This is a genomic window from Chitinophaga sp. 10T418, from assembly GCF_056394125.1.
Map to the genome: position 1 here is coordinate 299,401 of NZ_JBFTHG010000010.1, position 23,094 is coordinate 322,494.

General features: G+C 45.2%; 15 protein-coding genes. 1 reads left to right on the top strand and 14 read right to left on the bottom strand.

Annotated elements, in window-relative coordinates; translation table 11 throughout:
• The 13 genes from AC1DCV_RS26610 to tam all read right to left on the bottom strand — a co-directional run bounded on the left by AC1DCV_RS26610 (nt 1) and on the right by tam (nt 21,338).
• Nucleotides 1-2,301: a Gldg family protein gene (locus AC1DCV_RS26610; protein WP_477026025.1), complete on the bottom strand. Its 2,301-nt coding sequence runs from the start codon at nt 2,299-2,301 to the stop codon at nt 1-3.
• Nucleotides 2,302-2,323: 22 nt separating this feature from the next.
• Complete coding sequence (locus tag AC1DCV_RS26615; protein WP_477026026.1) at nt 2,324-3,253, bottom strand: ABC transporter ATP-binding protein; 930 nt, start codon at nt 3,251-3,253, stop codon at nt 2,324-2,326.
• 143 nt (nt 3,254-3,396) lie between these two features.
• Nucleotides 3,397-4,320 (bottom strand): hypothetical protein, encoded by a 924-nt coding sequence (locus tag AC1DCV_RS26620; protein ID WP_477026027.1) that lies wholly within the window; start codon nt 4,318-4,320, stop codon nt 3,397-3,399.
• 27 nt (nt 4,321-4,347) lie between these two features.
• Complete coding sequence (locus AC1DCV_RS26625; RefSeq protein WP_477026028.1) at nt 4,348-5,769, bottom strand: RagB/SusD family nutrient uptake outer membrane protein; 1,422 nt, start codon at nt 5,767-5,769, stop codon at nt 4,348-4,350.
• An 11-nt stretch (nt 5,770-5,780) separates the two neighbouring features.
• Nucleotides 5,781-9,368: a SusC/RagA family TonB-linked outer membrane protein gene (locus AC1DCV_RS26630; RefSeq protein ID WP_477026029.1), complete on the bottom strand. Its 3,588-nt coding sequence runs from the start codon at nt 9,366-9,368 to the stop codon at nt 5,781-5,783.
• 258 nt (nt 9,369-9,626) lie between these two features.
• A complete protein-coding gene (locus tag AC1DCV_RS26635; protein WP_477026030.1) occupies nt 9,627-10,841 on the bottom strand; it encodes a FecR domain-containing protein in 1,215 nt (404 codons plus the stop codon).
• 56 nt (nt 10,842-10,897) lie between these two features.
• Nucleotides 10,898-11,500, bottom strand: coding sequence for an RNA polymerase sigma factor (locus AC1DCV_RS26640; RefSeq protein ID WP_477026031.1), 603 nt, complete (start codon nt 11,498-11,500; stop codon nt 10,898-10,900).
• A 352-nt stretch (nt 11,501-11,852) separates the two neighbouring features.
• Entirely contained in the window at nt 11,853-13,379 is a 1,527-nt protein-coding gene (locus AC1DCV_RS26645; protein WP_477026032.1) for a redoxin domain-containing protein, read from the bottom strand.
• Between the two features lie 12 nt (nt 13,380-13,391).
• Entirely contained in the window at nt 13,392-14,921 is a 1,530-nt protein-coding gene (locus AC1DCV_RS26650; protein WP_477026033.1) for a RagB/SusD family nutrient uptake outer membrane protein, read from the bottom strand.
• Between the two features lie 10 nt (nt 14,922-14,931).
• Nucleotides 14,932-18,483 carry a SusC/RagA family TonB-linked outer membrane protein gene (locus tag AC1DCV_RS26655; protein WP_477026034.1) on the bottom strand — a complete coding sequence of 1,184 codons (3,552 nt, stop codon included), beginning with the start codon at nt 18,481-18,483 and terminating at the stop codon, nt 14,932-14,934.
• Between the two features lie 185 nt (nt 18,484-18,668).
• Nucleotides 18,669-19,808, bottom strand: coding sequence for a FecR family protein (locus tag AC1DCV_RS26660; protein ID WP_477026035.1), 1,140 nt, complete (start codon nt 19,806-19,808; stop codon nt 18,669-18,671).
• A 77-nt stretch (nt 19,809-19,885) separates the two neighbouring features.
• Nucleotides 19,886-20,455 carry an RNA polymerase sigma factor gene (locus tag AC1DCV_RS26665; RefSeq protein WP_477026036.1) on the bottom strand — a complete coding sequence of 190 codons (570 nt, stop codon included), beginning with the start codon at nt 20,453-20,455 and terminating at the stop codon, nt 19,886-19,888.
• A 94-nt stretch (nt 20,456-20,549) separates the two neighbouring features.
• The gene (gene tam / locus AC1DCV_RS26670; RefSeq protein ID WP_477026037.1) at nt 20,550-21,338 is read right to left on the bottom strand and encodes a trans-aconitate 2-methyltransferase; all 789 of its coding nucleotides are present in this window, start codon (nt 21,336-21,338) and stop codon (nt 20,550-20,552) included.
• Between the two features lie 310 nt (nt 21,339-21,648).
• Between tam and AC1DCV_RS26675 the strand changes: the two genes are divergently transcribed.
• Entirely contained in the window at nt 21,649-21,990 is a 342-nt protein-coding gene (locus AC1DCV_RS26675) for a HopJ type III effector protein (RefSeq protein WP_477026038.1), read from the top strand.
• A 202-nt stretch (nt 21,991-22,192) separates the two neighbouring features.
• Here the strand turns inward: AC1DCV_RS26675 and AC1DCV_RS26680 are convergent, their stop codons facing one another.
• On the bottom strand, nt 22,193-22,975 hold the full coding sequence (locus tag AC1DCV_RS26680) for a M57 family metalloprotease (RefSeq protein ID WP_477026039.1): 783 nt from the start codon (nt 22,973-22,975) through the stop codon (nt 22,193-22,195).
• Between the last annotated feature and the right edge of the window lie 119 nt (nt 22,976-23,094).

Consider the following 23,094-nt stretch of genomic DNA (forward strand, 5'->3'; position numbering starts at 1 on the left):
TTACTTTCTTCTTCTCCTGATGAGTAAAATGGTGCTTCCTATTAACAATAATCCCGGGATAACACCCATTAATCCATATTTCACCACTTTCAGGCTTTCCTTGGTGAGCGTTGTTTCATTGTCGGAGCCACGCGGACGGCTTACATCCACTGGTACTGTGCCGTAAGATAACCAGTGAAACATACCAGGGATCATGGAAAAGTTAGCAGCGCCGTAATATCTGATCTGTGGTTTCATTCCGCCGTTGCTGATACAGTCGGCATCTCCTATAATCATGATGCGTTGTTCTTTATTACCTATCTTTCTTGTCAGGGCCATGGCGGTCACAAAGCTATCCACCTTTTCTCCGGCAGCAATGTCCACGGTGGCAGAATCATTCACAAAGTCGATGGTTTGGGTTTCATTCCAGGTTTTAGCTGTATCGGTTTGCAAAACAGGGGTCGCTTTAAAGCCTTTGTTTTCGGCCATCACCAGCCCTGCCGATTTTACCATGCCCACATATTTGTGTTGCTGACTCATCATTTCAAAGATCTCTGCAATCCCTTTAGCTGCCGGTGTAGGCCTGCATATCACGGCGTTGGCAGCTACATCCTGCTTAGGCTGTACCAGCTGACCAGGAACCGTTTTCACACCAAATTGTGCAATAAATGATTCCATCGCCGCTGATCCTGGCTTAAGGGTAACTGCAAGGTTCCCACCATTGGCGATGTAGACATCCAGTTTCTTTTTAGAAACAGTATCCATGGCCTGCTGCATATCGGAGATCACAATGATATCTACTTCTTTCGGAATCTGTTTATCACCGGAAAGATCCAGGTTTTCCACATCACATCCCTGGTTAGTCAGTGCATAACGGAATGTTTTAACGGAAGAAAACAGGGTATAGTCCTTAATCCTTTCCCCTTCTATTTTCCGCTCGCCCTGCCCCTGCAGAAAAGCAATCCTGGGCAGCTTCATCACCATGCGTTTGAATACGGCAGATACTTCCGCTTCGCTGGGGAACTTCTCCATATCATCATAGATCCTCAGGAATGTCTTCTGTCCGTTTTCCCGCTCTACCACGCGAACAAAGGTGTTCCCCTCATCGGTGAGATCAATTTTCTTCTTTATTTCTGCCGGTGTCAAAAAGAGGTCAAGGTCCAGTTCTTTGACTTCTGCTTCTTTCTGGGCTTGCTCTGCCAGCGTTTTATTTTTATAGATGATATCCAGACGAGGATTATTGCTGGGCTTATCGTAATAGTAAACATATTTCATTTTCGTTTCCGGCTTAAAACGGATGAATTGTTTTAGCCTTTGCTTGTCTTCATTCACCATCGAAGGAATACCATTATAATATTCTCTGTCCAACAGGTTAACGTAGGTKGTGATGGTCATGCCACCATCCAGTTTAGCCATGATGGCCTGACTGTTTGGTGTCAGCGTATTACGTTTTGTTTCAGTGGCGTCATAATAAGCCATGAGCATAGGTCTGGAGGTAGCGTACCCCAGCATCATGGCGGCTACTACCACCAGTACATATTTCCCCCATACCTTGGAGAAGGAAGCATGCGTGCGGTTGGCCTGTAGTTTCTGGATACTCAGGGTCAGGAACAGGCATACCACGATAACAAAGTAGAGTACGTCTTCAGTGCATATCAGCCCACTGATCATTTCATTACAACGTCCGGAGATGGATAACCAATAAGTAATGTCGCGAACAAAGCCGATGTCCTGCCATACTTTATCCATATAACTGAGCGTAGCCAGTAATACGAGCGTACCCAGCGCCGCCACTACCTGGTAAGAGGTAAGGCTGGACATAAACAGCCCGATTGCCGAATAGGCACACATCAGCAGGTAGATCGCCAGTAATCCCGATGCAACAGAGGAAAGCTCAAAATGGTCTATTGTAAATATCCCGATCACCACATACACCAGTAAAACACCGATGAGCAGGAAACTGTAAGTCATCATGGCGAGGAACTTACCGCGGATGATCTGGGAAGAAGTTACGGGAGATGAATATAATAATTTGATAGACCCGCTGCTCAGCTCTCTGCTCATCAGCCCCATGGTAAGCAGTGGCATATAAAGATACAGGTAGCCCTGTACGGTGGATAACAAACCACGCTGGCCGGAGAAGATGTTGGCGGTAATAAATGCATTTCCCCAACCGGTGCGCTGCGCCTGGAGTACTTCGTGCAGATGTTCCACAAAAGCCATCCCTGTCTGGAAGGTAAATACGATAAGGATCATCCAGGCGATCGGCGAATAAAACAAGGTGAATAACTCCGCCTTGGCGATCTTATAAATTCGTCTCATTGAATATTTTTTTATCAGCTTTTTATTTGATGTTTTTTTTCGACAACCGGGCAAATACTGCATCCAGTGAACTCTTTTCAATGATCAGTTCCATCAGTCCCCAACCTTTGGTTACACTGATTTCCGCTATGCGCTGTGCTGTTTTCTTTTCTCCATCATATCCCAGTCTGAAACGGGAAGGCGCCAGCTGCTCAATAGACCTGATGCCTTCCAGCTTCAGCAGCTCATCATGCGCGGGAGGCGTGTCCAGCACAACTACCAGCGTATTGGGTTCAATGTAATTGTCAAACATTTCCAGGGTACCGGAAAACACCATCTGTCCCTCTTCTATCATCTTAATCTCCCGGCAGGTAGCCTGTACTTCGGTGAGGATGTGGGTAGACAGTAATACCGAACGGTCCAGTGCAATATGTTTGATCAGGTTACGTACTTCCACGATCTGGTTAGGATCCAGTCCGTTGGTGGGTTCATCCAGTACTACAAACTTCGGGTTGTGTACAATAGCCTGGGCAATGCCTACACGCTGCTGATAACCTCCCGACAGGTTACGGAGTAAACGATCTCTGAAATGCGCTACACCACATCTTTCCAGCGCTTCCTGTACCGCTTTTTTCACCTGTTTTTTTTCTACCATCCGCAGGTCAGCGCAATAGGTAAGATATTCTTCTACGGTAAAATCCTGGTACAGCGGCAGTTTCTGCGGCATAAACCCGATGTTGCGCTTGGCTGCTACCGGATTATCTTTCAGGTTAACTCCGTTAATAAATACTTCTCCTTTCGATTGCTTCAGCACCCCACAAATAATATTCATGGTAGTGGATTTACCGGCCCCGTTGGACCCCAGCAGGCCTACAACGCCCTGACTATGGATCTCAAGATTTATATCTCTGACCGCCCACTGGGAAGCGTAACGGTGAGACAGATTTTCAACTTTTACGATGGCGTTTTCCATTCATTACGGATTGTTTATTAAATAAAATAGCTGGTGTAAACTTTTGCTTACACAATGATTGCGTTTGAATACGATTTATGAAGATGGACTACTGAAATTCCTTTCGTCCGGGGACCAGCCCCGGGCGAAAGGAAGGGTTAGGATCAGTAGGTAGCATTAGCGATGGCGCGCACGTCTATGTTATATTTTGTTTTGTAAAAATTTACCAGGATGTCGAACTTCTGCTTAATCAACGGATAAGCCAGGTAAGGCTGCATCTGCGCATCTGTCCGCGTGAGCACATTCAGGATAAAAGAACTGATGTCATTTGATTTGGCACTGGGCCAGTTATAGGTACCGAAATACCATTCAGAAGCAGAAGTAGCCGGATAAGAAGACGGTAAAAAACCTCTTGTTCTGAAAGCCGCCTGGTTCACCGGATTGGTAGCATTAACGGGTACTGCAGGTGCAGCGGCGGTATAATCACTGACCGTATAAAACGCTGCAGGCACCTGAAGGATACTGTTAGCAAGATAATAATTCCAGATAGGTACTATCAGCAGGTTTTTTTTATCTACTTTTTGTGCAGATGTCATGGTGCGGAGACTACTATTCATCCCCGCGAAAGTGATGGACTTTCCCACTACTTTATAATCAAAGTAGAGGTATTCCCGGCCAGGAGGAAATCCAACCCTGTATTGCCTGATGGTATCTGCCATCAGCACGCGATAGGGAATACCCTGGCTTTTCTTAAAATCTTCCGGCAGAAATTTCAACCAGATATCATTCAGGAAAGTCAGCATATCACCTGCATAAGCCGGATTACCCAATACCACGGTATCGATCTTGGAAGAACCGCCACCAGTGGACTGTACCCATTCAAAATCTTTCTGCGTAAAATTATAGAGGAAGTAAGAACCGTACGTATCGTACAATTGCTGAATTTTATCATTTGCTTCTTTAGGCGCATTTCCCTGCGGCAAAACATAATCAGGCCCGACTGACACCGGAGGTCCGATGGCAACGTCCTTTTTGCAAGAGAATAACAATATGCTGGAAATGCAGCCGATAATAAATAGATGCTTCATTGTATTGTTGTATTGCTTGTTAAACAATTATTGCCCGTTCCTGTCGGCCATGGTACCGGAAGGATTCTGTTTCAACGCAGGATTTCTCATCAACAAACTGGAAGGAAAAGGCAGTGTATACATCGGATCTTTTTCTTTCAGCGTGTAATGCAGTATCGCTTCTCCCAATTCCGCCTGATAACGGTGAGTGATAGCAGGCATACCATAACGGCGCAGGTCGAACCAACGGAATCCCTCCATACAGAATTCCTTGCGACGTTCGTCCCGCACGGCTTTCAGCAATACCGCCTTATCACTGATATTTTCATCCGTATATCCGATGATGCGCTTGTGGCGCAGATCATTCAGGTCTTTCAGGCCATCAGACAGCTTTCCGAGTTGTACGCTTGCTTCCGCCCTGTTTAAGACTGCCTCTCCGGTACGAAGACATTGCTCCAGTTCCTGGTCCACGTTCGTATACTTGGTTACGATCTGTGTGCCACCGTTTGACGCGGTAAAACCATATTTGAGGCGTACATCGTTGGCATCATATATAGACCGGAGTTCAGGAGAGGGGCTGTAGGCAGTCTGGTCGCCCGCCTGTGCTCTGCCGCCAAACATCCATTCTATTTCCGGATTGGAATAAGTGATCCAGTAACCGGTGCTGATGCCTGTCAGGTTCGTTACCACTCCTCCCTCCTCAAACACCTTATTGGCTTCTGCTATGCAGTCTTCCCATTTTTCCATATAGAGATATACCCTGGATAAAAGGATATGGATAGCTGGTTGATTGATATGAAAATCTTTGCGGGCAACAGGCAGCGGATCCATCAGTGTGGCCGCTTCTTTCAGATCGGTAACCACCTGGGCATATACCTCCGCCACAGTCGATTGCGCCATGTATTCGGCGGTTACACCTGAATTCAGTTTTAATGGTACAGACAGCGATGCCGGGTTGCTGTTGTATGGTTCTCCGTAAAGATTTACCAACCGGAAATAATACATGGCCCGTACAGCCAGTGCCTCGGCTTTTACCCTGTCTTTATCAGCCTGACTGCCAATAGCGGTGTTGATATTATCCAGCACGGCGTTGCACCCCTTGATCAGCTCATAATAGCGGTAATAGGCAGTAGTAGAAGGATCTGTATTGATAACATTGCCTAAACCATTCATGTCACCCAGTTTAGGTTGCCAGGTATAAAAGAGGTAATTCTCTTTGGCCGCATTGGATCCTACCACAGTAGTACCATCTCCCCATTCAATGAACAGGTCTACATCATCATCCATAAAGTAAACAAAGTTGGACGGATCCTCATCTTTCATATAACCCGATCCTATCAATAGCTCCCGGAAGTCAGTGGCTGTTTTTGGAATCACATCACTCTGGGACTTTTCCTCCAGGAATTTTTTGCAACCGCTGAGTGCCAGCAGGCTGGTGATAAAAAAAACAGTTAATAATTTATATTTCATGCGTTTCAATATTAGAAGGTCATATTAAAAGATAATGACGTTACCCTGCGGGCAGGCCACCCTGCTGTTTCCGGATCATAACCTCTCCATGCATCGTCAAAAGTTACCAGGAACGGATTGGTAAGGCTAAACGAAGTACTTAAACGTTTGATGTGTACTTTTTTCAGCAGATCCTGCGAAAATTCGTAACCTATTGACAATTGACGGCAACGGATAAAATCAGCATTGGCCACCATATAATCAGATTGATTGTAGAGTTGATAAGGTGTTTGCGTGTAGTTAGTCATTACTGGTAATGGAATCTCTATCCTGCGGGGATTTCCGGGAGGAATAGCCGGCACGTTGGTATGTAGTTCATCACCTGGTTGTTTCCAGCGGTCAAGCAGTATCCTTGGTACATTTTGCTCCGGTGTAGGTGCACCATTGGCATTATAGAACGGAGGCAGACGTTTCTGATTGCCGAATGCCATCGCAAACTGTGTACTCAGTGAAATATTTTTATACCTCAACATGGTACTAAATCCTCCTGAAAAATCAGGATCCAGCTTACCTGATTTTACCAGGTAGTCCAGGTCATTCGAAGTGGGTTTAATATCCATTTTGTTGAAAGTAGGAATACCCGTCTTTCCATTTAAGCCAGCATAAGAATAAGAGTAAAAGGTAGAATAGGCTTCTCCGTTCACAATAGCGTTTCCACTCAGATAATCTTCTCTGGTATTGATCCGTTGGTTTTGCGCCAGCTTATTACGGGCAAGACCTGTATTCACAGAAAACTGCCACAGGAAGTCTTTGGTACGTATGGGAATGACACTGATGATCAGGTCATAGCCGGTGTTATCCATCCGGGAACCAAATACCGTAGCGGAATTCATCCCGTTTTCAACAGGCACGTCCCGCGATGCCAGGATATTACTGGTTTTCTTATACCAGTTGGCAGTAGCATTCAGGCGGCCTCTCAACAGCGATATATCCACACCAAGATTCCATGTTTTCGTTTTTTCCCAACCCAGGTCCGGATAAGGAAGCGATTTGATATTGAGTGTATATTGCTTGAATATGGTGCTTAGCCCTCCATCTGTAGCAATGAGGTAAGGAGATACTGCTTCCACCGCATTTCCCTGGTAACCATAAGTTGCGGACAAGTCTAGTCCATTCAGCCACCGCAGGGAACGCAGGAACTTTTCATTGGCAACACGCCATTTTCCACCCACAGACCAGGTTGGCTGGAACCTTTTGTTTTTGTCCTGCCCGAAACGGTTGGATGCATCCAGTCTTGCATTGAAGTTAAATATATAACGCTGATCAAAGCCATATACCGCAGACACATATTCACTGAGGTAATTACTTTCCTGGTTCACAATCTTTGAATTCAAACGCATGGCTTCGTAGAGACTCGATCCACTGGCACCAAGAAACACAGGCGCCAAAGGCAGCGGAGCGTAGCTTTCGCCACGGTAACGCAGGTAGCCATAACGTGTATCCATATTACTCTGGAGCAATCCGGAACGTGCTTCTATCCCCCCTTGCAGGGTCATGGTGTGCAGCTGACCAAATAACCGGTCATATACCAGGCTGTTTCTCCAGGTATATCCTTTGTTGGTAGCATTCTGCATTTGCACCAATCCTCCAAAAGGCAGGCGACTGGCCAACTCCTGTGGTGAGTTGGATAGTACGCTGCMAAACTCATATCCTCTTGTTTGCGTGATATAGAAAGATAATTCTGTAGCGTAGGATTTTATGTTGGTAGTAGCAACATTGTATGCCAGCAAGCCCTGATACTGGAGGCCTTTTGCTAATTGCAGGTTCACATCAACAGTAGATGACAGGGTAGTGTTGGTATTTTTATTCCCTGTATTATTAATTTCATTCTGAATGTTATACAAATAACCAGGAGCACCAGGAATAACGGTACTGGGTTCACCTCTTTTTTCGTGATAAAAGAGTGTACCATCATCGTTATACATGGGAATCGTTCTGGCAGTATTATACGCATAGGTAAACGGATCTACACCATAAGCATAACCGTTTGTTTCCCGCATGCTCCCATTCAGCATCAGGTTTACCGTCAACGCCTTTCCAAAGCGGAGGGTGGTATTAGACGCGGCTGAAAAAGTCTTCAGGTCATTTCCTTTACCTTCTCCGTTCTGCTGTTGCATACTGAAGGAGGTTCTGTTCGTGATCTTTTCACTACCACCGGAGATGCTCACGCTATGGTTCTGGCTGAACGAATTGCGGAAAAGCAGGGCAAACCAGTCTGTATTCTGGTTCTCCATCTTCCTGTATTTTTCTAAATAAGTAGCGTAATCGATCTCTTTTTTCTGCAATTGCTGTATTAATCCACCATAGCCAATAGGCAATATCTCAGAAGTATAACTGTCGCGTCCTTCATATACTTCTTTGGAGAACTGCATCAGTTGCTGTGAGTTCATCAGATCGTACTGACTGTAGGACGGTCTTTGACCAATAGAAAGGTTGCTGCTGTAGGACACGGCTAACTGTCCGGGGCGGCCTTTTTTCGTGGTGAGTACAATCACCCCGTTTGCTGCCTGTGAACCATAAATAGCAGTGGCAGAAGCATCTTTTAATACGGTAATGGTTTCAATATCATTGGGGTTCAGCCAGGAAATCGCATTAGAAGCGATCAGGCGTAATTCACCCATATCAGTGGCCAGCGATCCGCTACCTTCCGGAAGCGGTAAAGGATCACGCTGAATGACCCCATCTACTACCCATACCGGCTCCTGGTTGCCAAGAATGGTAGAGGTGCCGCGGATGCGGATTTTTGGAGTGGAGCCTACCTGACCCGATTGCGTCAGTACGGACATTCCCGGCACAACACCCTGCAACATCTGGTCAATACTGGTTTCACCCGCTATTTTAATATCATCGGCCCTCACAGCGTAAATGGCGCCTACATAATTTCCTTTATTTACATTCCGATACCCGGTCACCACTACATCACTCATTTCGAAATCTTTCCGGTTCAGCGTGATATTCATAGTGATGTTGTTACCATCGGTCACCAGCAGGGATTTAGACTGGTCCTTATTCAAGGTATAAGCAGTAAAGCTTTGGGCCGTTTGGCGGATACCAATTTCCAGGGTTTCATAACCCAGCATGGAAATCTGGATCACCGTATTTTCCGGTAGCTGACGAAAATAAAATGTTCCGTCAGTGGAGGTAACAGTACCGGTAACCGTATTTTTAATCCGCACAGAAACGCCGGGCAACAATTCTCCGGTAGCCGACCGGATCACACCCGAAATAGAGATGGGTGGCGCCGGGATGTCCAGGAAGTTAATGGCTGGCTTACGCGACAGCACAATGGTTTTATCCTTAATCAGGTAAGTGACCGGCAGATCTTTCAATATAATATCCAGCACCTCTTTCAGCGGCATATCCCTGGCAGACAGGGAAACGCTGCGCGTGTCGCTGATGGTGTTGATGTTGCTGAAAACAACATACCCGGTTTGCAGTTTAATTTCGGTAAATACTTTTTTAATAGGTATAGATTTACCCGATAGCGTAACGGTTTGTGCATGACCTGAGGCGCTTGCCTGCAGGATGGCGGCTGTTAATAAAATGACAGTAAGTCTCATAGCCAGGAAGATTTTGGTTAGGCCCTTGAATTTTCCCCTACGGTCGGGGGGCCAATAGCATTTTTTTTGCATAGATTGCATGAGATTTGGTTGTTAATAAATGTGAAACGAAGAAACCGTTTAGAACCGACCAGATTCATTCACCGTCATGGCTGCAATCCATGACGGTTTTTTAATGGTTGGTTGTTGATATATATAGTTATTCCCTGACTGGTTTATCCAGCCCTCCTTAATGCATTCGGTGAAGAATATTATTGGCTACTTATTATTTAATACAATCAGTGTACGTCCTTCTACTCTAAAGTCTACTTCCGTTTTCCTTAATATTTCCAGCAGATCCGCCAATGCGATTTGTCTGCTCATTTCTCCCTTAAATTTTTTATCCGGTATACCATTCTCATATACCACATCTATATTATACCAGCGTTCCAGCTGTCGCATAACCTCCCCCAGGTCTGCGTTTTCGAAATTAAATAAGTTATTTTTCCAGGCCATTATTTTTTCAAGATCCGGATTATTTACCACCATAACTTTTTCTTCCGGCATATGCAGGCCTGTTGCCTGGCCGATGCTGGCTTGTTGACCAGGTGCCAGTATAACACTGTTAGCATGACTAACCGCTACTCTCACGCTTCCATCCAGCAGCGTGGTGCGGATTGATTTCTCGTTTTCGTAGGCATTTACATTGAACAATGTGCCCAGTACTTCGATAGTTCCTTTATTGTTGATGTTGACGAGGAAGGGTTTGTTGGCATCCTTCGCTACTTCAAAGTATACTTCTCCTGTTACCTCCACCCTTCTCTCCTCTGCTGTAAAGGCAGTAGGATAGCGGATAGAGCTGGCGGCATTTAACCACACTTTGGTGCCATCCGGTAAGGTCACCTGGAACTGTCGTCCCTTTGGCGTGGTCATTTTGTTGTATTCGGTGCTGGTAGCACTTTCACCGGCAGCATCATATATCAGTTTCCCGTTGGACATTACTACGGAAGCACCGCTTTGATGAGTGACTACCCCATTGCCCATACTGTCGAGCGATACCTGCCGGCCATCTGCCAGTGTAAGAATCGCCCCTTCTTTTCCCGGCGCAATAGCTACCAGGTTGGACGCCTGTAAAGTGGTGGGGGTTGTTGTATGATTTACCCAAAACCAGGTAGCTCCACCTAATAACAGCGCCACAGCAGCTGCCCAACCCCATTTGCGTAAGGAATGAATATGGAAGATGGAGGTCCTGGGAGGCGTTGCAAAGGCAGGAATCTGTGCACCGATTTTCCGGGCAATCCGGTCTCCGTCATAAGCATAGAAGCGTTGAAGATGAGTCATCAACTGTTCTCCATCACTGAGTTCTGCAAAAAGATGGCGGTTATTATCGGATGCGTTGATCCATTCGTCTAATACGATTTGCTCATTGGCATCGAGACTACCATCCAGGTATTTGCCAATTAAAATGGCGATGTAATGATTCTTTTCTTCCATACTACACTACTAAAACAACTAACGCTTCATTTTATACCGGTCTTCTGAAAAAAAAATTACTGTTGCAGTAATATTAGTGCAGAAAGCAGCATGGGCAAGGAAATCAATTCATTTTTCAATAAGCTGTTACGTAGCAATGCCACCCCTTTCGCCTTTTGATTTAAAACGGTTTGGTAGGCCATATTCAGCTCGGTGGCAATTTCAGCAGCGCTTTTGCCATCTATAATGGCCATGCGGACTACCAACCTGCATTGTGGGGGTAACTTTTCAATTTCCGAAAAAATGATCTGCATCACTTCCGTCCTGATGTAAGCATTTTCTACATCTATCGCCAGTTTATCGGCAGATCTTTCCAACAGGTGATGAATATCATGATGCCGCTTTTCCGACTTAATATAGTTAAGTGCCGCATTTTTGGCAGCGGTGAAAAGAAAGGACTTCAGGTGATTGAGGGAAGGAAAATCTTCCTTTTTTTGATAAGCACTGATAAAGCAATCGGATACGATATCTTCCGCTGCCATGGTATTGGCAATGATTTGTTCCGTAAAAAAACAGAGCGGCCGCTGATATATAGCATATACCTGGTGCAGCGCTTTATGATCCCCTCGCTGAAAAGAATTGATCAGCTCCATTTCCCCTTTTGCTCCGTTGATTGACAATAGCTAGTTTTAAATTTCAGATGTTTCAGTTGAAAGCACAAACTATAGCAAAAAATTAAGAGATTATAGTGTGGAGTTTAAATTACTATTGTTTAATTATTTATACATTGTAATTGGCAGATATCTAAATGCCGGACTTAAAGATGAAAAAGAAGATACTATTTCCATCCAAAGAGCTACAGGAATTTAATAAGAAGGAAAGGGGTCCCCTTGCGCAAAAAAACGGAATACCCAGTCGCTAAACTGTGTATTCCGTTTTTATACCAATCCTTTCCTGAAAGTTTGTTTCTGTCCGTTACTATACTCTCGTCATTAACCCAAACAACTGCTGATAAAGTGCTCCATGTAAAAATTAGTTTCTCTTCAACACCTCCCCTATCATCAGTTCCAACGTCCGTTCATTACTTCCATCTATCCGGAAATCTGTAAACACCAGCTGTCCTTTTTGATCGATCAGGAAATTGGTAGGCTCTCCACGTACTTTATATACCTTGGCCGCCCATTCATCGGTGGCGCGTAGCGGAGTAAAAGAATAACCTGTTCCTTTCATAAATGGTAATACATACTCGTCCTGGTCCGGAGAAACATTAATCCCTACATAAGCTACTTCCTGTCCCTTGAATTTATCCATCACACTCTGGAAATGTGGGAACTCACCGCGGCATGGGCCACAACCAGGAAACCAGAAGGTGAGCAATACTACCTTCCCCTTATAATCTTCCAGGGAAGCAGTTCCTGAGGAGGTATACAGCCCAAGATTGAAAGGAGGAGCAGGTTTCACTGTCTGCTGCCGTATCTGCCAGATATCGTTTTCCATCTGTTGGGAATTCTTTCCCTGCGCTTTTCCGTACACTTCCAGTTCCTTCCAGATATCATCAGTTGGGTCCTTCGCATAAATCGCAGCAAGTCCGTTGTAAGCTTCATTGGTATTACCTGCTCCATGTGTGGCCCTGGCTTTCAGCAAGGCGATGAAAGAATTCAGTCTTGAGTACCGCGGCTGCTTAATGCCTGCCAGCAGATCGGCTGCTTCCCGGAATTGCTGCTGCTGCAGATAGGTATTCACCGTAATGATCTTTCCTGCCAGCGTATCTTTGGCGCCCCAGCCTTCCTGGCCCTTCAGGGAGGAAGCCAGTGCTGCGGCTTTTTCAGGCGCTGTTTTCAGGTAAATACTAAACAGATCATCCATTCCGCCAGACGACCAGCTGAATTTCGCAGGTGGATACAAAGCACGCAACTGCTCATATACTTTTACTTTTTCTGTAGTGTCGTTGCTCCTGGCACCCAGCCAGTATAAGCCCTGAGCGCCGCGTTCACTTTGCGGGAACTTTTTGGCCAGGTCATACAACATGGCCCGCCACTTTTTGCCATCAACGTGCTCAAAATCCATGGCATAATAAAACGCATAGCTGGGGTCTGAGGGATCTGCTGCTGATGCTTTACCCATGTATTCCCTTGCTCCATTCTGATCACCCCAGCGGTCTGCATCAATAGACAGGTCTCTCCAGGCCTGGGCCAGCTTGGGATCCAGGTTCACTGCCTTTAGCAGATACGGTTTTGCCTTAGGACTTTCTGCATCAGCAAATGCTTCTCCTATAGCAAAAGGTACGATAGCTGATTTTGGAAATTGTTTGGCCCACTGCGCATACTGTCCTTTCAGTAATGATATCACCGAATCTCCATTGCGGAAAGATGCGTTGGGAATACTTTTACGGAATGCTTTAATGTAATCATGATGCGCTCCGAGACTATCCGGATACTTTGTTATCACGGCTTTTAATTCATTGATATCTGCCGTACTTTGTTGCGCCACAACAGGTATGGCCGGGAGCCCTGCAAGCAGCAAGGCAATACCGGTATTCATTATTTTTTTACAAATCATATAAAAGCGTTTTTAGTATTTGTTCTGTTCTATTAAACCGTTACTGGAAATAATTTCTGTGCGGGGAAGTGGTGCCGCAAAACGTCTTCCGTTTTTAGGCAGCGTATATAATCGGGTCGGCTCTCCCACTGATACCTGTGCATTATTGTAAGGGTAAAAAGTTCTGCTGAGCACTACATCATCGTTGGGGTCATCATTGTTATTAAACCGCCTGATGTCAAACCAACGTTGTGTGAAAGGCATTTCACGCCTGCGTTCTTCCAGGATCAATTTTATGGCAGCATCTTTACCGGCGGCAACAAGATCTACCCATGGACCGGGTTTCATGCGTTTCGCACGCAGGGTATTCACAGCCGTCACGGCTTCACTGATGCTTCCGGTTCGTGCCAGGCATTCTGCTTTGATCAGCATCATTTCTGCAACGGTAGGGCCGGAAGGGATTCTGTCTTTATAGAAGAAAATATATCCCGGGTAACTGTATGCAGGCTTGATTAAGCCACGGTCGTAAGAATAATTTTCAACGATATGATATTCATAACGCAGGTCATGATCATGATCATACAGGTCCAGTAATGCCTTGCTGGGGACATACCACCACGACTCATGATACAGCATCCTGAAATACAGGAATTCTTTCCAGCCTATCATGTCTGTCATATCAGACTGGTTGTTGTGCGTATATGGGTACTTAATGGTCACCGTTTGCGCAGTAGGGGTACCGGCATTGATCGTTATATTACCATCAATGCCATACTTCATTTCGGTGTTATAATCTACCAGGCGGCTGTATTCTGCCAATGCTGCATTCGCATATTTCAGCGCTTCCGCATAATTATTCCGGTTTAAGTAATAACGTGCAGCGAAACCATTCACTCCAGCCTTGTTGGCCCGCCAGTGACGGGGTATTCCACCCTGCACCAGGGAAACAGGCGTTTTCATTGCTTCTGCCAGGTCTGATTCAATCAGTTCATATACTTTACCCAATGGCTGACGCACCACCGGTTCCTCAAAACCGGTACCTAACTTTATAGGTAAGCCGGTTTCCTGCTTGTTGGCATCTGTATAAGGCACACAATAAGTGTTGGCAAGCACCCAATAGCTGTATGCCCTTATAAAATGCGCATCCGCTTTTATAATTGCTTTCTCTTCATCAGTACCACTTACTTTGTCCGCATAGGAAAGGGCCATATTAGCGTTAAAGATCTTCTTGTATTCACCACTCCAGAATGATTCCCGGCCATCGTCCGGCAGGTTATTAATATCCCAGAGCGTAAACTCCACCTGTGCCATGGAAAATGTGGAAGGACGCGCATTATATAAATCCAGCGGAAGGTCTGCATCATCGGTACTATAAATAGCGGTCCTGTTTCCTTCCTGGTAAAAGGTGCCATAATTATTCAACAAGGCATTTAACTGTGTGGTAGTGGTAACTACCAGCGAGGATGTTTTATTGGGTGGCTCATTCAGATATTTATCACAGGAAGCAAATAAAGTAAGCATGGCCATGCCTGGCAACAAGCGGTATATTGTATTAATAAACATAATGGCAGATTTAGAGCGTTAATTTAAGTCCGAACGTAAACTTGGGCTGGGGTTTCATTGTTCCCAGCGGGTACTCCGGATCTTCCCCGGAATGGTTGGCCAGAATCGTAAAAAGATCATTACCCTGGGCATATAACTGCAGCCCTCCAATGTGCATAGCTGATGCTACCCTGTTTTTCAGGTGGTAAGTAATATTCACTTCCTGCATACGGATATGCGAGGCGTTTTCTGCGAGGTAACTCATGTAAGGATAAAACCGGTCCCAGAAATAAAATTTAGGCTCATCATCATTCATGGGCAGTGGTACTATCTTCATCGGATCGCCCTTCATCACTTCTCCCAGTTTATTATTCGGCAATACCCTGGAACCCCACAGCACCGGGTAGTTAAACGACATACGGTTAAACACATGACCGAATTTACCGGTAATGATAAATGATACATCAAAGTCGTATAGCTTAAATGAGTTCACCATGCCCAGCGTATAAGGCGCTACAAGCGTTCCCATATCCTGCATATAATCCCGGCCATCTCCCGGCGTCCATCCTGTAAAATTATAGTTGTCCTTCCCTGCACCTTTTACATAAGGTTGTTTGTCGTACACGCCTGCATATTGAAAACTCCAGAGCGTATTGGCATCCTTACCCTCCACATAGGCGCCGCTTCCGCCGGAATACAGCGTAGATGCTGCATAGTTGRCAACAAATAATTTTGTGATCTTATTTCTGTTATAGGCAAAGTTTACATCTCCCCTCCATACAATATCATTGCGTTTGATACGTATGGTGGTACCGGCGGTTATTTCTATTCCCCGGTTACTCATCTCTGCATTGTTTAATTTCTGGGAAGTGGTACCGTTTACAGCGGGGATGGACAATACGGCAATAAGATCTCTTCCCTTTTTATTGTAAACATCTACTTTACCCCGAAGCTTGTCGCGGAAAAGCGCATAGTCTACCCCCAGGTTCCAGGTTCCTGTTTTTTCCCAGCGCAGCGTAGGATTGCCATAGCTGGAAACAGATGCTTTAAAGTCCTGTGTATAAATATCCGGAGTCGCCGTGGTGGAAATCAACGGACGGAAGGCGGTGGACTTATCCACGTTGCCGTTAAATCCATAAGTCAATCGCACATTCAACCAATCGATCCAGGAAATACGCGATATAAAACGTTCCTTTTGTAATTGCCACGCCAGGCCAGCCGACCAGAAAGGTGCATAGCGATACTGCGGGTCATCCGTGATGAGGTTGGAAGCATCTGTACGATAGCTGCCGGACACGGTGTATTTATTCCTGAAAGTATAGGCGCCGTTGGCAAAGAAAGAAAAATATCTTTCTGTTGCATAAGAGAACGTATTGGTATAAGAGAATGTCTGGTTATTGCCAAGCCAGTTCTTAATCGGAGAAAAAGTGCCTCCGGGGCCATTGGGGAATGTGCCCAGGGTCAGTGTCTGATCATTATAACCATAGGTAACAGGGTTGCCGAAAGTTTGCGTAACGAAGTTGTTGATTTCAGACCCGGCAATCACATTTACTTCATGCTGTTTTCCGAACCTGCGGTTGAAGTTAACCTGGTTGCGGAAATTATATGACTCCGCCTTACTCCTGCTCTGCGTAAGGATGCTGCCTTTAGGAAGATTCAGGGTGATAGCACCGGTGGACTGATTCCAGCTGGCAGCAGTATTCACCCGGCTTCTTACGTAAAAGGTCTGATCATTATAGAGTCCGCGGTTAAAGGTATTAAACAGCTCATACTGGATCTTGCTGTCGAACGAAAGCCCCTTCATCAATCTGAACGTAAGCCCTGCCTGTATGCGGGCATTTAACTGTTTGGTAGTAATATCCCGGTTAGCTACCTCCTTGATGGGATTGTAGGTCCAGTCAGCATAGGGAAATTTATTCATTGGCACAGACCGGGTTAATATAGGCCAATAATACTGGCTGATATTGGTATAAGAGCCATCTGTATTCAGCAGCATATCGTACGGCGACAAGCCCTGTATGTCGCTCAGTGATACGCCATTGTTCCGCGCATCATTGTACTGGACCATAGCCGAGGCATTAAAGTCAAGCCATTTAAATACATTGGCACTGGTGCGGTAATTAAACAGGTAATTATTTCCACCAGTTCCTTTAAAATTCGACTGCTTTTTCCCGAACAGCAGCGACAATACATTGCTCATCCGTTGCGAGCCACCGTAAAGGGTGAGGTTGTACTGCTGATCCAAAGGGTTAGCCAACAGGTTTTTTGAAATCTGGGAACGGTTATCCTGTGTTTTTAATTTCTCCAATACCGCATCGCGGTCGGCATTTGACAGGTATCCAAGATAATTTTCACTCAGGGCTACCGTTGCCTGCGACCATTGCTTCCCATAGTTGGAAGTCAGATCGCCGGAATTTACCTGGGCTCCCCACCTGTTAAAAGTCAGTTTCTCATAATCCACTGTTTCGGCAGACGATGCAAGCGGATTTACATAGTCCAGGTTAAATTTACTACCCATACGGGTAAACGCGGAGACCTCTACCCGGAGCGGAACGCCACGTGCAGATTTTTTGGTGGTAACAACAATGACCCCGTTGGCTGATCGCGCCCCCCAAATAGATGCGGCGGCCGCATCTTTCAGGATAGTGATACTTTCTATATCATCGGGGTTGAGCGTATTGAAATCGCCCTGTACCGGGAAACCATCTACCACAACAAGGGGAGTAGCAGTTGCATATAAACTGGTTTTCCCCCTGATCTCAAAAGTAGGATTACCGTCAACATCCAGCTTGGCCTGCATACCGGCAGTAGTGCCAATAAGGCGCTGGGCAATGTTAACCGCCGGTTTGTCGAGCTGCGATTTACTGATCACATCAAACGAACCTGTAGCGCGCTCCTTTGATATGGTTTGGTAGCCGGTAGACAATACCGCTACCGCATCGAGCAGGTTGGTTTTTGTTTTTAATACGATGCTGAGAAAATTTCGCCCATCAGCTTTTATTCTCATTGTTTCATAACCGACACTGCCGATGGTCAATGTTGCGTTCTCCGCTACACCTACCAACGTAAACTCCCCGTTCTCATTAGTGATAGTACCCATGGCTCTTCCTTCCACGCGTACGCTGACGCCAGGCAGTGCTTTCCCGTTTTCGTCTGTTATGCGGCCACGAATGGTATTAGCGGCCAGCACCTGCAGCGGAAGAGACGGAAAAATACCATTCGGCATGCGCCTGATAATAATAAGATGATCTTCTATGCTGTACGTATAAGGCGTTCCCTTAAAACACGCATCCAGCGCCTCTCTCATGGTAATGTTCTTCAGCCTCAGATGCCGTACTGTATTATTCTCCAGTAAAGTATTATCGGCGATAAAGGAGTAACCTGTCTGGTTTTTTATTTCACCAAGAACATATTTTATAGTCAGGTTTTCCTGTTTGATAGTAATGTACTGAGAGTAAGTTTTAGCGCTCAGATGCAGTGCGATGATGAGTAATAATATGGTCAGTCGCATGATCCTCCAGATTAAAAGAGACAATAATTCGCCCCTGCCCACAGGGGCATTCCCATTAACAATAAGTTTCATAAATTTGGTTTGTTCGGCTGTTACTTTAAAACGAGGTCCTTTAAGCAGATTTGGTTGATAAGGTAGCCTGAATATTACACCGGGGGTGAGTCGTAATCACTTCCGGTTTTTCTTTTCAGGCATACCGGTGGCCTAACAACTATCCTGTTGTCATATGAATGAGTTTTTGGTTGATGAATAAATTTTTACTTAGCTGAAATGATCAATGTCTTTCCTTCCAGGCGTGCGTTAACGCCATAAACAGTTAATGCTTTTAATACATCAGATAAATATACATTCCGGTCTATCGTACCGATAAAGCCGGTTTCCGGCAATGTTCCCTCGACTTTTATTTCTACATTATACCATCGTGCAATTTTTCTCAGCAGCGCCTGCAGGTTGTTGCTTTCCAGGGAAAGCTGCCCGTTTACCCATGCCATCGCATCGGCTGCATTTTCTACTTTACTTACCGTCACTGACTCCTCTCCTGCGCTGGCCTGCGCCTGTTCTCCCGGCTTCATAAGCGTTCCGTTAACCCGTATCAATCCCTCTATCAGGGTTGTTTTCATTACTGGTTCATCGGCATAGGCATTGACGTTAAAAGCCGTACCGATATCTTCAATCACATGTTTGCCTACACGCACTTTGAAGGGCTGCGCTTCGTTATGTACTACCTCAAAATATACTTCGCCGGTAATATCCACAATCCGTTCTTTGCCGTTAAAACTCAACGGGTATCGGATAGAGCTGGCTGCGTTCAGCCATACCCCGCTTCCATCCGGCAACACCATTCTCCATTGTTTGCCTTTGTCGGTAGTAATTTCATTATACAATACCTCGTTAGTACAACCCTGGTATTTTATCATCCCATTCTCCTTCACCACTTTCACTTGTCCCTGTACGGCCACTGTGCCGTTGCCCGCACTATCCAGCACCACACTGCTCCCGTCTGAAAGATGTAACACAGCGCCGTTACTTCCGGGCGCAATGTCTTTAGCTGCCAATGCAGCGGAGCCGCCCTTTGTGGCACGTTGCAGCCACCAATACATGCCACTACTGCCCAGCAGCAGTATAACAGCAGCAGCGGCTACCCACGCCCGTAAAGGACGCCGGAAGGGCACTACCTTCGTTTTTACATCGGGCTGCCGGATGCTCTCCAGCAACTTCGCTTTTATTTCCTCTTGCAGCTCCCTGCTTTCCCCGGCGTTGTCGGCCTCGTTGTTCAGGTCATCCAGGCTGTCCATATAGCTTTCAATAAAGCATACTTCAGCCGGAGACGCCTGTCCCGCCTCATATTTCCTGAGTATAGATCGCAAATGTTTCTGGTGCCAGTCAGAAAGCTGCATAAAAAGCCTTTTTTATATAGTCACAAAAAAAAGCGCAGCTTCCCGGAAAAAAGATATTTTTTTTCTGCGGCTTCATTTTAGTGGATAAAAAGGTGCAGGATGACGGCTAATGTTCCAAACCTGGTACGCAGATGACGGAGAGAAAGACTTAAATTATTCTGTATTGTTTTGGGAGAGAGATTCATTTCCAGCGCAATTTCCTTTACGGACAATTCTTTCAGGAAATATTGTATAAAGATCCGGCGTTGTGTTTCCGGCAATGTGTCCACCCACCCTTCCAGCAGCTTTATAAAATCCTTTTGTTTCAATAGCTGGTCGGCCTCGTAAGGAGAAAAAAGAAGCGTTTCAAATAAGTCGAAAAAAGCGGGGATCTTATTACGATTGATATAATTAATAAGCCGGAAACGAACAGCCTGTTCCAGGTATGCCGGCAAATGGCTGATGGTTAAACCTTCCCGGCGTTTCCAGATATCCAGGAACACATCATGCACAATTTCTTTTGCCTGCTCTTTGTCTGCCTGTTTACGGCAGGCCGATTGATAGAGCCGGTTCCAGTAACGATCATAAATTTCAGTAAAGGCGGCTTCATCGCTGCGTGCAAGCAGCGATATCAGTTGCTCATCTGTATATACATCATACTGAGACATAAAAAATAGACACAATGGTTGGTACTATAAAGATAAACTGTTTTCATTCAGATGTTTAAAAAGAATTTTCGGGAGTGAGGCGTCCGCATGACGATTAGCGGGTGGCAATAATAAACAATCTTGGAAAAGGCAATAACACGGTACCATTATCATATACCGGGTATGCCTTGCTTATTTCATCGGTATACCTGGCCAGAAAGGCCGCTTTCTCCTCCTCCTTCAGGGGATCCAGAAACGGACGAAGTCCGGTGCCTTTAAACCACTCTACGATGGCCGCCGCGCCGCCGGCAAGCGGATGATAATAAGTAGTGCGCCATATATCTAAAGATTTCACCTGGCTACGCAGGTTTTCGTAATACCAGCCGGCCCCTTCACGAGCTACCCGCTTTGATGCGTTCACCAGCTTTGTAGCCCACGGACCTTCTGCAGCCACTGATCGCATTAATTGTTGGGCTGGTTCTTCAAAATTATCAGGCATCTGCACCGCTAAACTTCCACCCTGATTAAGTTGATGGATCAACGACGGGAAAAGCGTTTTATGATCAGGCACCCACTGCAAAGCAGCATTAGCCAGGATCACATCGTAATGCCCACTACCTTGCCATGTTGAAATATCTGCTACGTCAAACAGCAAATCAGGCATTCTTTTGCGGGCTGCCGCTATCATATCTTCAGAACTATCCATACCCGAAACAATGGCAGCAGGAAAATGAAGTTGAAGTAATTCAGTCGAATTACCCGGACCACATCCTATATCTACTGCCGTCTTTACTTCCGTGGCAGGTATATGCGCCAGTAAATCTATGATAGGTCGGTTGCGTTCATTTTCAAACTTAGAATATTGTTTTGCAGACCAGCTGTCGTTTTTATTTTGATCAGACATGTTGTAAGCTTTTTTCTATCTACAATATTATTCGATATTTAAACAGGTAAGCGCAGCACTTTGTTAAATATTGTTCTGGCAGAAATAATGAAAAAAATCTGGCTAAACTGGCAGGTGTCAGCGCGCGCACCTTACACCTGTATGATGAGATAGCCTGGCTGTAAAAGCCGGCCTGTTTAAATAACTATATCTCAAAATGAAAAGCTACGCCTTTAAATTTCTATTTTTGATCTGTTAAATGGGGTGTGCCGGGGTTGTCATCAGCAGCTTCACACAGTCTCACATTCATTTTAAATACATAATACGCCGGATGAAAGAACAGCTGATTACCCTGATTCAGAAATTAAAAGACAATTCACTCCCGTTCAAAGAGGTCATTGAATTTATAGAAGCTTACTATCAGCATCAACCAACTGCCTTTAAAAATGGAGAGGCGCATAATGAAGCCACCCAAAATCAGGGCAGTGCCAAAGTTTTTGCTTTCGCTCAACTGAATAACCTGAGCAAGGAAGATACCCTTTACTTATTTGCCGAACACTATCAATCTGTATTAAATACGCCGGATGGAACAGACCACCAGAATATCAGGCAATTCATGATTCATGGCTGGCCAGGGATTGTTTTTGAAGGGCAGGCATTATTGGCAAAATAACGTAATACCGGGTGCTTACCCCTTTAAAATACAGCTAAAAAGAAGGGATATAGATCAATGATTTATATCCCTTCTTTTTTTGAAGTTAAACTTAAATGTAAAAACAGATCGCTGTTGAATCACTCTTGCAGTCTTTACTATCAAAAAAAGGGCGGACTGAAAATATTTTCAGTCCGCCCTAAAGATTTGTTTACACTTCTGGTTATTGTGGATATAATATCTGTGTTGCAAGAACATCTCCGGCTGTAAATCCATTCCATGGAAGCACAGTTGAATTCATCACAGAGTTTGGATCTGAGCTGGGTGTTCCGGGTATTAATGTACCGGAGGTTTGGTTGGTGTGGTGGAAACCTATTGTATGACCAAATTCATGGGTTATAGCAAACAGCTTCTGACTGGCGGCAAGACTATTGAAATTGGAATTAATTTCAACACTTACACCAGGTGCACTATTTGATCCCGGCAAATAGGCCCTGGCTATCCAGTTTGCACTTTCAAATCCCATGAAAATCCGGGTGTTTGCATTGGCCTGATTAGCTACAATAGACATCCCCAGACGGGTGCCATTCACGGCATTCCAGTTGTTCACCGCACCCTGAATAGCTGTTTGCCAGTTGGCAGGTACTGCGGGGTCAATGTAGAACTTAATGTTGGTGTTGTAAGCATTACTTACAATGTAAGTACCTCTCCGTTGTTCTGTTTGAGGAACACCAGACTGTTGTTCTTTTTTCCAGTCGGCAACCCGTTGTTTAAGTTCAGGAATGGTGATAATAATATCATTTTCAATAACAACACGGTCTTTATCAAAGACAATATGCTGCCGGTCAAAGCCCTGTTTTACCAGGTAATTGGTCATGTCTTCTACTGCATTGGGAGCTGGTGACGGGTCTTTCAAGTCTTTGTCATTCTTTGAGCAGGAGGAGAAGATCATTAAAGATGCAATACAGAGTACCGCGCTAATGTAGAATCCATTAGGGTGTTTCATGCTAGTACAGATTTTGGGTTAAATAATTGGGTTAAATGATAAACTAAAATTATTGGGTTAAATGATAAACTAAAACTAACGCCTATGGCGGTAATATTGTTGCAGTTTAGATGTTGGAA

Bases quoted from the DNA above. Each gene is read 5' to 3' on its own strand.
- AC1DCV_RS26620 (WP_477026027.1), bottom strand. From the start codon at position 4,320: ATGAAGCATCTATTTATTATCGGCTGCATTTCCAGCATATTGTTATTC.
- AC1DCV_RS26615 (WP_477026026.1), bottom strand. From the start codon at position 3,253: ATGGAAAACGCCATCGTAAAAGTTGAAAATCTGTCTCACCGTTACGCT.
- AC1DCV_RS26680 (WP_477026039.1), bottom strand. From the start codon at position 22,975: ATGAAACACCCTAATGGATTCTACATTAGCGCGGTACTCTGTATTGCA.
- tam (WP_477026037.1), bottom strand. From the start codon at position 21,338: ATGTCTGATCAAAATAAAAACGACAGCTGGTCTGCAAAACAATATTCT.
- AC1DCV_RS26645 (WP_477026032.1), bottom strand. From the start codon at position 13,379: ATGATTTGTAAAAAAATAATGAATACCGGTATTGCCTTGCTGCTTGCA.
- AC1DCV_RS26625 (WP_477026028.1), bottom strand. From the start codon at position 5,769: ATGAAATATAAATTATTAACTGTTTTTTTTATCACCAGCCTGCTGGCA.
- AC1DCV_RS26665 (WP_477026036.1), bottom strand. From the start codon at position 20,455: ATGTCTCAGTATGATGTATATACAGATGAGCAACTGATATCGCTGCTT.
- AC1DCV_RS26660 (WP_477026035.1), bottom strand. From the start codon at position 19,808: ATGCAGCTTTCTGACTGGCACCAGAAACATTTGCGATCTATACTCAGG.
- AC1DCV_RS26675 (WP_477026038.1), top strand. From the start codon at position 21,649: ATGAAAGAACAGCTGATTACCCTGATTCAGAAATTAAAAGACAATTCA.
- AC1DCV_RS26635 (WP_477026030.1), bottom strand. From the start codon at position 10,841: ATGGAAGAAAAGAATCATTACATCGCCATTTTAATTGGCAAATACCTG.
- AC1DCV_RS26650 (WP_477026033.1), bottom strand. From the start codon at position 14,921: ATGTTTATTAATACAATATACCGCTTGTTGCCAGGCATGGCCATGCTT.